The sequence below is a fragment of the Patescibacteria group bacterium genome (assembly GCA_041665365.1).
Taxonomy (GTDB): domain Bacteria; phylum Patescibacteriota; class Patescibacteriia; order UBA9570; family UBA9570; genus UBA9570.
Genome location: JBAYIY010000005.1, coordinates 47,141 through 59,449 on the forward strand (window position 1 = coordinate 47,141; position 12,309 = coordinate 59,449).

Annotated in this window: 9 protein-coding genes; all 9 read right to left on the reverse strand. The window is 41.7% G+C overall.

The window, feature by feature from the left end:
- Positions 1 to 18: 18 nt before the first annotated feature.
- Genes murB through murJ form a run of 9 tightly spaced genes read right to left on the reverse strand, consistent with a single transcriptional unit; the run spans position 19 to position 12,309 of the window.
- Positions 19 to 873 (reverse strand): UDP-N-acetylmuramate dehydrogenase, encoded by an 855-nt coding sequence (murB, locus tag WCV88_03180; protein ID MFA6475186.1) that lies wholly within the window; start codon positions 871 to 873, stop codon positions 19 to 21.
- Entirely contained in the window at positions 852 to 2,228 is a 1,377-nt protein-coding gene (gene murC / locus WCV88_03185) for a UDP-N-acetylmuramate--L-alanine ligase (GenBank protein ID MFA6475187.1), read from the reverse strand. The genes murB and murC overlap by 22 nt, the downstream gene beginning before the upstream one ends.
- 14 nt (positions 2,229 to 2,242) lie before the next feature.
- Positions 2,243 to 3,379: a folylpolyglutamate synthase/dihydrofolate synthase family protein gene (locus tag WCV88_03190; GenBank protein MFA6475188.1), complete on the reverse strand. Its 1,137-nt coding sequence runs from the start codon at positions 3,377 to 3,379 to the stop codon at positions 2,243 to 2,245.
- The gene (locus tag WCV88_03195) at positions 3,372 to 4,370 is read right to left on the reverse strand and encodes a UDP-N-acetylglucosamine--N-acetylmuramyl-(pentapeptide) pyrophosphoryl-undecaprenol N-acetylglucosamine transferase (protein MFA6475189.1); all 999 of its coding nucleotides are present in this window, start codon (positions 4,368 to 4,370) and stop codon (positions 3,372 to 3,374) included. Before WCV88_03195 ends, WCV88_03190 begins: the two co-directional genes overlap by 8 nt.
- A 1-nt stretch (position 4,371) precedes the next feature.
- Entirely contained in the window at positions 4,372 to 5,535 is a 1,164-nt protein-coding gene (gene ftsW / locus WCV88_03200; protein MFA6475190.1) for a putative lipid II flippase FtsW, read from the reverse strand.
- Positions 5,535 to 7,379, reverse strand: coding sequence for a hypothetical protein (locus tag WCV88_03205; protein ID MFA6475191.1), 1,845 nt, complete (start codon positions 7,377 to 7,379; stop codon positions 5,535 to 5,537). Before WCV88_03205 ends, ftsW begins: the two co-directional genes overlap by 1 nt.
- A 7-nt stretch (positions 7,380 to 7,386) precedes the next feature.
- A complete protein-coding gene (gene lepA / locus WCV88_03210) occupies positions 7,387 to 9,171 on the reverse strand; it encodes a translation elongation factor 4 (GenBank protein ID MFA6475192.1) in 1,785 nt (594 codons plus the stop codon).
- Positions 9,155 to 10,729 (reverse strand): DUF2723 domain-containing protein, encoded by a 1,575-nt coding sequence (locus tag WCV88_03215; protein MFA6475193.1) that lies wholly within the window; start codon positions 10,727 to 10,729, stop codon positions 9,155 to 9,157. The genes lepA and WCV88_03215 overlap by 17 nt, the downstream gene beginning before the upstream one ends.
- Positions 10,726 to 12,309 (reverse strand): murein biosynthesis integral membrane protein MurJ, encoded by a 1,584-nt coding sequence (gene murJ / locus WCV88_03220; protein ID MFA6475194.1) that lies wholly within the window; start codon positions 12,307 to 12,309, stop codon positions 10,726 to 10,728. The genes WCV88_03215 and murJ overlap by 4 nt, the downstream gene beginning before the upstream one ends.

Genomic DNA, 12,309 nt, shown 5'->3' on the forward strand with positions numbered 1-12,309 from the left:
AGTGGGGGTAGTATAACACTAGAACCCAATATATTCAATCTCCTCCATTAACTGCACGCCGGTTTTATCGCGGACTTGTTGTTTAATATATGAAATCAGCTGCACCACTTGATCAGCGGTGGCATGACCAACATTTAATATAAAATTGGCGTGGGTGTTAGATACCATGGCATCGCCGATTTTGTAACCTTTTAAACCCAACTCATCAATTAACTGAGCGGCGGTTTTATCGCCAGGTGGATTGCGGAAAGTACAGCCAGCCGTATCCTCGCCCACATTTTGCTCCAGCTTTTTCTGATTAGCTAAACCAATCATGGTTTTACGTAACGCCATCGGGTCACCCGGTTGTAACTGGAAAGTAGCATCGAGCACCACTAAGGGTTGATGTTTAAAAATACTATCGCGATATTGAAAAGCACAGTCAGCTTTAGTGTAAGTAGCTATTCTCCCTTCATAATCTGTGACCGTACAGGTTTTTAATACTTGAGAAATATCTGAGCCGCGACAACCAAGATTCGCCCACACGGCTCCACCGACTGAGGCGGGCACACCTGTGGCAAATTCCAAACCGGCTAAACCCTGACCAACGGCGGTACGAATCACCGCACTAAGTGGTAATCCGGCTCCGGCTTTAACATAATTATCATTGACAGAAATTCCACCAATATCTACTTTAATCACTAACCCGGCAAAACCATGATCATGCACTAATACATTACTTCCCCCACCTAACACAAACACCGGCCACTGTTTAGTTTCGGCTTCCTTTAAGGCTGATAATAATTCAGCCGTATTTTTTACCCGCACAAAAAACTTGGCCGAACCACCAATTTTTAAAGTGGTAAAAGCGGCTAAGCTGACGTTGTCTTGCATAAGGTATCGGCCACTTCATAAACATCCCCTGCCCCCACGATCAACACAACATCTTTCGCTTCAACATGCTCGGCCAACAAATGTTCCGTAGCCAAATTATCTTTCGAATATAAAACCATTTTGCCGCGTTGTTCAATGGCGGTGACTAAATCATGTGAGGATACAGCTTGATCAGAACTGGCTTCACGCCCGGCCACATCGTAAATTTCTTGCATGATAATCAAATCAGCTAGATCAAACGCTTCAGCAAAACCTTTAAATAATCTTTTTGTACGATTATGTTGATGGGGTTGAAACACAATTACGATGCGTCGATTTGGATACCACTCTTTAGTGGCTTTTAACGTACTAGTCAGTGCCGTAGGATGATGAGCATAATCTGAAATGACATCGGCTCCCCGATATTGCCCAACTAATTCAAACCGCCGCCAGGTACCGGTGAATTGATCTAACCCAGCTTGAATGGTTTTAGCATCAATCCCCAAATGTCGAGCATAAGCAATGACAGCTAGAGCATTGTAGATATTAAAATCCCCCGGCACGTGAATGGTATAATGTGCTCCATCAACCGAAAAGGTTTGTTGGTGACCAGATTTGGTAATATCTTTAGCCATATAATCGGCTGACTCTTTGATACCAAATGATACTACTGTGCCATCGAAACCTAACTCTTTACTTTCAGAATCATCGGCGTTACGCACATACACACCGTCACTAGGTAGTTTATCCAGATAACTTTGAAAGGTGGCTTGAATATGATCGAGATCGCGATAATAATCCAAATGATCTTCTTCAATATTTGTAATGATGATGGCATTCGGACTTAACTCCAACATGTGCGCCCGATATTCACACGCTTCCACCACAATCGTGCCATGATCTTTACCCACGCGCACATTGCTCCCTAAAGATTTTATTGTACTACCCACAATCGCAGTGGGATCGTAACCCGCGGCCGTTAAAACTAGTGTCAGTAAAGCCGTTGTGGTGGTTTTACCGTGTGTGCCAGACACAGTCACACGATGATTATAGGCTGACATTAAATCTCCCACGGCTGCAAAATAAGTTTGAGTTTTATGTTCCAATTTCTTTTCAATGATTATAGCTCGTTCTGGATTAGTGGTTGGCACTGCATCAGAATAAATGTATAAGTCTGCATCTAACGGCACATGATCAGCTGATTGAGGAATAAGCACTGTAATTCCTTCGGCCTTTAAACCATCTATCACGGCACCGCCGGCACCATCGGAACCAGACACGGATTTACCGAGTTGATGGGTGATGCGCGCCAAACCAGATACGCCGGCTCCACCGATGCCAATATAATAGATTTTTTTCGCTTGATTGATTTTCATAGTCCTCCTCTATTCTATAGTAGTGGCAGTATTTTGCCAATCAAATAGAGTGAACCAGTAACGATACCAACATCCTGTTTGGTTAATTTTTTCTTGAAGTATTTAAACGCAGCGGTTGAATCGGTTAATTTTTTGATCTTAATAGTTTTATCCAATTTTTTTACGGCTTTTTCTAATTGCGTTAAAGAATAACTATTGGGAAAAGTAGTGAGAATTATTTCATCAACTAATGATAATAATGGTTTTAATGTATTGATTAGATCTTTGGTTGATTTAATACTACATAAACAAATAACGGTTTTATCTTTTAATGGTACTAGTTGTTTTAATGAGTGCGTAAACGCCGACATTTTTTGTGGATTATGTGCACCGTCTAAAATAATTAATGGTTTACGATTAACTACTTCAAACCGCCCACGTGACTGCACGGTTTTTAGACCATAACGAATGGCGGCACTACCGATACCCAAACGTTGCACGGCTTCAATGGCTAAAATGGCATTGCGAATTTGATAGTGACCAACCCAATTAAGCTGCACATCCTTTAAATGTTTATAATCAAACACACTACCGGTTAAATCAGCTTGTTTAAGTTTGAATTTTGATAAATCAATGTAGGTGCCACGTTTAATAAACGTTGAACCAGTTAGGCCAATACACCCAGGTTTAATAATGTCTTGTTTATCACGAGCAATGATTTGTTTTGTCTTACCTAATATGTCCATGTGATCCAAACCAATATCAGTCACTATGGCCACAGTGGGTTGTACTATATTGGTGGCATCGAATTTTCCACCGATCCCAACTTCGATCACAGCGTAATCCACCTGACGATCGGCAAAATATGACAACGCTGCTAAGGTATATTGTTCAAACTCAGTTAAATTAACATCGACTGGCGGTACTAGTTTACGAATCGGTTTACCATTTACCGTGATGCGTTCTGTCTCCGTCACCAAGGCCGGTGAAGTAAACAATCCCACATTATAGCCCGCTGCTTGTAAAATACTCGCAATCATGGCACAGGTGGAACCTTTGCCTGATGTCCCACCGACATGAATCACTTTATATTTACGCTCCGGATGCCCAAACCGTTCGACAGCGGCTTGCATGCGCTCGAGTTGATAATTAACGGTGAGTTGGTTATCCATATCTAGAAATCAACTGAACCAACCGTTGCTTCGCTCCGTTTGGTAGCACAGCAATAATATTTTTTCCTAACTGATCAAGTTTAGTTTGATCATGTAGTAGATTGGTAATTTCCTGAGTAAACCTTTCCGGTGTCAGTGTGGTTTGCTCCAACACCACCGCTGCATTATGTTTGGTAAATATTTTAGCATTATCTTCTTGATGTGAATTAGGTATTGGGATAATCATAGTTGGTTTACCCAACTCCGCTAATTCAGAGAGTGTCCCCAACCCGGCACGACACACCACTAAATCAGCTTTATGTATGGCCTCATTAAACTCGTTGGTTAGTAAAGTATATGGGTGATAACGTGCATGATTAATGGTATGTATCATTTTACCTTCACCGGTAATATGAATCACGTTAACCTGGTTACATAGTTCTGTAGACACTAAATCATTAATAAACTGTGCCCCTGTTCCCCCACCCATAATCAACACTGTTGGTACACTACTATCTAATTTAATTTCATTAGTGGTAACAGATAAATCTCGCACCGGATTACCAATCGGCTCGACAGATAAAGGTGTTTCAGCAAAGGCTTTGGTTAATACTGTAGCAAATGGTTTCATCAGTTTAGTAGATAAACTTAACCGCACATCTTGCTGGTGCACCACCACTGGAACATTGCACCACCAAGCCGCCCACACTAATGGTACAGACACAAACCCACCGGCCGAAACAACGACAGTTGGATTATATCTCATGATGTAATACCAACTTTGCCAGAACGCCAATATAATAATAAACGGATCAATAATATTTCGTATAGAAAAATACCGCCGTAATTTTCCAGATAATAACGGCAGATAAACCAGGTCGGTCACTAATTGTCTTTCTACTCCTTGATACGTGCCGACAAAAAATAACTCATGCTTTCGCAACTGCTCAGCGACAGCGAGTAACGGTGTGACTGATCCGGCGGTACCACCACCACTAAACATTATGCGCATATTAACGTTGTAAAGATGTTTGTCTGGAAATATTTATTAGAATGCCTACCGCGGCTAGAATTGTGGCCATAGATGTACTGCCATAACTGATTAATGGTAAAGGGATGCCGGTTAATGGTAATAAAGACAACATGGCCATCATGTTAACCACCGCTTGAAATGAAATCCAAGTCACCACACCGGTGGCCACAATTTTTCCAAAACTGTCCGGAGCATGTTTGGCCACCTGCACGCCCTGCCACATAATCGCCATAAACAAAGCCACCACACTGACTGTAATAATAAAACCCATTTCTTCAGCCACGACCGCAAAAATAGAATCAGTTGCTACTTCAGGTAAATAATTAAACTTTTGCCGGGAATGGCCTAAACCTAAACCAAACATTCCACCTGATCCAATCGCCAATAAGGCCTGATTGATATGAAAACCAATGCCCAATGGATCTAAATCTGGATGCAGAAAGACCGACAAACGTTCGGCGCGATAAACAAAAGAAGACATAAATAATGGCAGTACTTTAACCATAACAAAAAATGTGGCACCGGCCGCGGCAAAAATAATCCCCAAGTGTTTCCAGGGCGCCCCGGCCACGTAATATGACACAATCGCAATCACCGCAATGACTACCATCGTGCCCAGATCTTTTTGCAGGCCGGCAATGATTAATACCATAAAACTAACCATGACCATAAATGGCATGAAACCAGTGCTAAAATCATGAATCGCTTGGCTTTTTTCTCTTGCTTCTAGCCAAACACCTAAGTACAATAAAAAAGTTAACTTAATAACTTCTGACGGTTGAAATAAAATGCCGCCTAAATCAATCCAGCGCCGTGCTCCTAATAATTCAACACCCACACCCGGAATTAGAACCGCTAACAACAGTACAATATTCAAAAGAATTAATGGAAAGGCCAATTTTTTCCAAATGTGATAATCCAAGCGTGAAAAAGCCCACAACGCCGGTAACCCAAGCAACACACCATAGAGTAATTGTCGTTTTACAAAATAATATGGATCACCATGGCTACCAAAACCGTCTGGCGCACTGGCCGACGACAACATAATTAAACCAAAAATCAACACAATGAAGATTAATCCCACTAAGGTGTAATTAGGATTATGGAAAAAAGCAGCGGCGCGGGATTTTACACTGTGCTTCATTAGTTTAATTGGTCTAATTGCAAATTACGTGTCACTAAATAATGTAGCTTATGTTTGGCTTCTTGACCAGCTTGTAATGTAACACGATTTTTCTTGCCTAGTTTAATTCTAAACCCACGCGGTCGCCATCTTTTAGTAAAAGTTTGTGTCTCTAACAGAGACTTGGTTTGTTGTTTATATAAAAACACTTTTATCTTTCTTTTACTAGGTGTTCTAGTGACAGCGATAAAAAGATATTCATGGCGTGCCGCAAACACCCGCGCTAATATCTTGCGTTGGGCACGATCATTAAAAGTTAAAGTTTGGACAATGGTATTTGTCGCACAATTAACCACCCAAGCTTGTTGGCCAACTTTTTCAACCACAATGCGATAGCGTCGATTGCGTGCATACTTACGCAATTTATAATCGGTGGTGGGATAATTAGCTAAAATACCGCCCAAAGTGACAGAATTCTCACAGGTATAAATCGGCCAATAACCAATATAAACTTTACCATTGCCGCTATTATACTGACTGGCAGCAACTACAATCTCAGAAGCGCCATCTCCATTAAAATCAACTGCTGCCACTTTGGCGGCCGCTAGATCTGCCTCGGCTTCACCAGTAAATGGATAATCATCCGTAACATTATGACTAGTTAACGAAGTACTACCTAACACTAAGAAAGCCCGCCCGGCTTGGTTGTCTAAATTTGACGGTGCCCCCAACAAAAGATCGTCAATCCCATCATGATTTAAATCCTTTAGCACAGTCACGGCCGTACCTAAAGCATCATCGGCGAAGGCAGTTGTTAAAATAATACCAGAATTGATTGACTGCGACTCCGGTAAACTGCTCGCTCCAGACATAATATAAACCCGCCCCGCGTTACTGGCATCAGCATCACTGGCTGGAGCACCAATCACAATGTCATTATAACCGTCACCGGTCACATCACCCACCGCTAAACTATCACCAATCTTTTCGTTCCGGGTTTGTCCGGCAATATTACTAAAATTATCTAGCGCTTGATTGGTATAATGGGTCGTTTGTCCGGGAACAATATAAACATAACCAGCATCTCGAGTTGACCCATCATGGCGATGGGCGGTCACAATTATATCACTGACACCATCATTCGTAACATCACCGGCCGCAATGGCTGAACCGGTATAGTCATAACTGTCACCTGACAATAAGGTATAATCACCTAAATCTTCAGTGGTTGAGAAACTAGCGGCTTGACCATACACGAGATAGACTCCACCGGATCGACTACTGCGCCAGGTTGCACCAATGGCAAAATCATCATAACCGTCGCCGTCCATATCGCCAACTCCTTGCACAGCCGCCCCGGCTCCATCTTTAGAATTTTCTCCATAGAAGCGCGGGAAATTTTTAACCGATTGATTTGTGATATGACTGATTTGTCCATACACAATGTAAATAGTGCCAGGATTAGAATTACTACTGTCATGATAATTTGACACGACAGCAAAATCATCAAACCCATCACCATTGATATCTCCTAACCCACCCAGTTGTTCACCAAGTTTGTCACCGGCAGTTTCGCCTGTTATCGTTGGTTGATCAGGAAAAACAATTTCATCAATCCGCGCGGCTTGCCCATAGATAATATAAACCGCGCCTTCAGAATTTGTTCCGGCCGATGGTGCTGACACAATCATATCTTGATAACCATCAGCATTGAGATCACCAACGTTAGCCACAGCTGTTCCCGCAAATTGACTGGCCGCTGTATTGGTAATTGAAGCAAAATCAGCCAGACTGGTCTCGGCTGCTGCCCGTCCTAAAACCGGTACACTGATACAAACTAAACAAATTAACCAATATCTATACATACAAATATTATCTTTTTAAAACTGCCAAAAATGCTTCTTTCGGAATATCTACTTTGCCAATAGATTTCATTTTGGCCTTACCTTTCTTTTGTTTTTCCAGCAATTTTCGTTTCCGGCTAACATCACCACCATACAGTTTGGCCGTGACATCCTTGCGCATGGCTGGAATGCGCTCGGATGCTATTATCTTACCACCAATCGTCGCTTGCAGTCGAACCTCAAACATTTGGCGCGGTAAAACCTGTTTTAATGATGTTACTATCTTTCGTCCAATACTCTGGGCATCATCACTATAAACAATCGAAGATAAGGCTTCAATGGGTTCACCGGCTACTTGAATATCCATCCGTCTAACCTCGCAGGTAGTATAACCCACGACCTCATAATTGAGTGAGGCATAACCAGACGACACATTTTTTAAACGATCATAAAAATCAACAATGATACCAGACAGTGGCACCTTATAATGAATCACTACCCGTTCCGGATCGAGATATTCCAAATCACTATTGGATGGTTGCCCCCGTCGATCTTGCAGTAAAGCCATGATGCCGCCAATATAGGCGGTTGGTGTCACCACATCAACTTGCATGACCGGTTCTTCCACTAATTTCATTTGTGTCGGATCAGGTAAATCAAGCGGCGATGAAATAGTAGTAACGGTACCATTGGTCAGAGTCACGCGATACGCCACTGCCGGAACCGTCACAATTAAATCCAAATTATATTCACGGTGTAAGCGCTCTTGCACCACATCAAGATGCAGTAAACCCAAAAACCCACACCGAAAACCATATCCTAAAGCTTTCGAATTTTCCGGTTCAAAAGTTAAAGCCGCATCATTTAATTTTAATTTACCCAAGGCTTCACGCAATTTAGGAAAATCATCACCCTCTTTGCAAAAAATACTAGCAAACACCATCGGCTTGGCTTGCCGATAACCCGGTAATGGCACTGCAGCTGGATCTTTCGCTAGCGTAATAGTATCTCCTACTTTACACTCCTCGACAGATTTTAAGCCCGTCACCACATAGCCAATTTCACCGGCGCCTAAACTGGGTTGAGCTAAATATTTTGGTTTAAAATACCCCACCTCAATGGCTTCAGAGGTGACTTTGTTAATCATAAATAACAATTTACTATGTCTATCAATACTGCCTTGCATTAACCGAACATAAGCAATTACTCCACGATAATCATCAAAGGTGGAATCAAAAATTAAGGCTTGAGTGGTTTCGCCTACCACTGTCGGCGATGCAACTTTATTAATAACCGCATCTAAAATTGATAAAACATTCTCACCGGTTTTGGCTGACACACAAATAATTTCATCATCGGTACAGCCGAGCAAGTGTTTTATTTCTTGCCGCACTTTCGGTACATCGGCAGCTGGTAAATCAATTTTATTAATGACCGGTATGATTTGCAAATCTTGCTCAATAGCTAAATACAAATTAGCTAAAGTTTGTGCCTCGATCCCTTGGCTCGCATCGACCACTAACAAGGCTCCCTCACAACAGGCTAATGAACGCGATACTTCATAAGTAAAATCAACGTGGCCAGGTGTATCAATTAAATTTAGTATGTAACCGTGATATTCCATGCGTACCGGCTGCAGTTTTATGGTGATACCTCGTTCCCGCTCAATATCCATGGAATCCAACAATTGATCTTTCATCTCCCGTTTGGAGACAGTGCCAGTTAATTCTAACAGCCGATCAGCTAAGGTTGATTTACCATGATCAATATGAGCAATAATGCAAAAATTGCGGATTTTATCGAGTGGTGTCATGCAGCCCGAGTATATCAGCTTCCCGCGCAAAGGCAATGTTAGCGAATTGCCACGGTTTATCCATTATGCCCAGCTGAACAAAATGATCAGTGTGTGGTACAGGGATGGGCTGAGTGATAATAGATTGAGGGATATCTTCAGACGGAAAAGCATCTGTCACTATAATGACATAACGAATGTTATTGGCCACGGTTAATTTTGAATGATCTGAACTACTCATGACATAATTGAAAGATTTCAGAGCATAATCCCGACCCGGTGACACTTCCACTACTTGATAATCGGGTAAGATGTAGGATATTTCACGAAAAGCATCTTTATTGCGTAGTAATAAACCATTGGCTGGAGAGGGGTATTGTAAATTGCGCGTTGTTACAACCAAAGTTTGATCGGCCGGATAGTGTTGCGCCAGTTTTTGTACTTCCAACAAATAAGTTGATTGATTTTGCAAGGCCAGGTAGTTCCACTTAAACAGCTCTGGTGCGTAACGCGCCAGTTTTTGTAAATAGACCTGAGCCCGCGTGTGTGGAAAAAAATTAGTCTGAGCATACACTGGGCTGAGCAGTAAAAAAATACTCAGATTTAAAACAATTATCACACCGGCTAAACTTAAGCGGCGCTGCACTAACGGTACTAATAGTAAGTAGGCTGGTGGTAATAACACTAAGGCGTAACCGACTTGTCCAAAATGAATCAAGCCATAAATGAGCCAAGCCGGACACACCCACGCTAAGCCAAATAAAATCCATGAGCGCTGGCCACGAATGATCTTGTAAACCGCCCAACCTAAACCAACCAAAACAAGATTCAAACTCAACAATAAAGTACTGCCAACAAACTTAATTTGATTCCAGGTCCAGGCGGTATCGGCCGCGGCGCTACCGTACAACTTCCGTGATAATTCTAGATAATTATTCAAGCCACCCGTTAACCAAACGACGGGGATAAACCATAGTAGTGTCAGTCCAATAATTATACCACTGGTTATTAGCAATAATTTCCAGTTCCGGCGGTGAAAAGACGCCTGATAGATAAATAATGGTAATAATAACAACAACAGTGAGGGTCGAAAGGCTCCGGCTAATCCTAGTGTTAATGCTCCAAAAATTAAATACTGTCTGTCACGTTTAGTCATGGTGAGAAAAACCAAATACCCTAAAGTGATACTCGCCGCCGCATCGACCGTATACGTTAGAGCCACCTCACGATTCAACCAAAATAACGGATTAACCATCCAGGCTAAACTGATTAATCCGGCAGTCAGGTTTTTCTTCGATAATTGATAACACAATAAATACAGCATAATAACAGACACCCAACCAAATAGAGCCGCCACTAAAGTTAGGGCTATATTATCTGGTAGTACCACACCAAACAATTTTCCTAAGACAATAAATAACGGATAACCTGGCGGATGTGGTTGATGCAGATTAACATCATAATGATGTAAAGCGATATTAAATTGCGCCGCATCCCAATTAAACGGCACCGTCGAAAACCATGGTAAAGTTATTGCCCAATAAATGATTGATAATCCCACTAACCAGCGTCGCATCATAACAACCGTTTTAATTTAATTAAAGATTGTTTGACAATATTCAATTCAGGAAATTGAAAGATGTAGGCTAAACCCATATATATTATAGCGCCTCCAACCATACTGACCAAGGTTTGTATTAATATACCAACATATGTCTGCATATCTACCAGTGGGGCAACTAAATATTTCAAACCATGAATCACAAAACCAGTGCTGATAGTTGCCAAACTGATTCGTAAGACCGCTTGAATAATAGCGTTATCTTCCAGATCACCGAATTTTAAACGCAAAGCTCCTAATAATAACAGCATATTCAACACACTACTAATAGAAAAGGCTAGGGCTAAACCGTATAACCCGTACCACTGACTTAAACTATTGGCCAATAATAAATTCGTCAGCACACTAATAATACTGATAACTACGGTGGTTTTTGTATCTTGATGAGCAAAAAAAGAGCGCGCCAAGAGTGGAATTGAGGCTTGCGCGAATAAGGCGATCGAAAATATTCCGAGCACTTGCGCCGTAGCAATGGTCGCTGTCCAATCAAACGCTCCACTCCCTAAGCCTAAAATCAACCGAACAATTTGTGCGCGTAACAGCAAAATAACTACACTAATGGGAATTATTAAAAATAGTAATCTGCGAAAATTGTTGGAAAAAACTTGTTTGAATTTTGGCAAATCTTGTTCCGCAAACGCTTGGGAAAAAATTGGAAACGCTGAAATGGCTAGAGATACGCCAAACATATTGATCGGTACATTCTGTAAATTGTCCGCCCACTTCCAGATGGTTAAATTTCCAACCGATAAACGCAGGGCATAAGCTGTAATGATAATGGCATTAACTTGAGTAATACCCAAAGCCAAGGCGCGCGGTGGCATTAAGCGTAATAATTTTTTTACTCCCGGAGTGCGCCAGGACGCCCACGGTTGATAATGAAAACCAGTGCTAAACACCGCCACACCTTGAATTGTCAGATGCAGTAAAGCTCCAAGAATTACACCATAGGCTAGCCCAACGACACCAAATTTTGGATACAGCCAGATAATCCCAATAATAATGCCAACATTATATAAAATTGGAGCCAGAGCAAAAGCGATAAATTGCCGTTTGGCTTGGAGAATTCCAGAAAACACGTTACTGATGCCAAAACAAATCACGCTCAATAACATAATCCGCATGAGTTGGGCTGTACCAACTTGCTGTTCCAATGGCCGATTAGCCATTAACCAATGCGCGATCGGATTAGATAACACCAGACCGATAACAGTACAAACAATTAAACCAAGTGTGATGATATTCAACACACTACTGGCTAATCGATTAGCTTCGGCGGTACTGCCTTGCGTCCGTCTTTCAATATAAATTGGTATAAAACTAGCCGATAATGCCCCTAATACTACTATATTAAAAATAAAATCTGGTACTTGAAAAGCGGCATTGTACATATCTAGTACCGCTCCGGCACCAAGGATTTGCGCAAATAAATTTTCGCGTACTAAACCGATTAGACGAGACAATAGTGAAGCCAGGGCCATGATAGCGGCACCACCGACTACTGTTTGTGCCAAAGCTCTAAGCCGTTTCCACCACAT

Bases quoted from the DNA above. Each gene is read 5' to 3' on its own strand.
- WCV88_03205 (MFA6475191.1), bottom strand. From the start codon at position 7,379: ATGTATAGATATTGGTTAATTTGTTTAGTTTGTATCAGTGTACCGGTT.
- murC (MFA6475187.1), bottom strand. From the start codon at position 2,228: ATGAAAATCAATCAAGCGAAAAAAATCTATTATATTGGCATCGGTGGA.
- ftsW (MFA6475190.1), bottom strand. From the start codon at position 5,535: ATGAAGCACAGTGTAAAATCCCGCGCCGCTGCTTTTTTCCATAATCCT.
- murB (MFA6475186.1), bottom strand. From the start codon at position 873: ATGCAAGACAACGTCAGCTTAGCCGCTTTTACCACTTTAAAAATTGGT.
- WCV88_03215 (MFA6475193.1), bottom strand. From the start codon at position 10,729: ATGATGCGACGCTGGTTAGTGGGATTATCAATCATTTATTGGGCAATA.
- WCV88_03190 (MFA6475188.1), bottom strand. From the start codon at position 3,379: ATGGATAACCAACTCACCGTTAATTATCAACTCGAGCGCATGCAAGCC.
- WCV88_03195 (MFA6475189.1), bottom strand. From the start codon at position 4,370: ATGCGCATAATGTTTAGTGGTGGTGGTACCGCCGGATCAGTCACACCG.
- lepA (MFA6475192.1), bottom strand. From the start codon at position 9,171: ATGACACCACTCGATAAAATCCGCAATTTTTGCATTATTGCTCATATT.
- murJ (MFA6475194.1), bottom strand. From the start codon at position 12,309: ATGTGGTGGAAACGGCTTAGAGCTTTGGCACAAACAGTAGTCGGTGGT.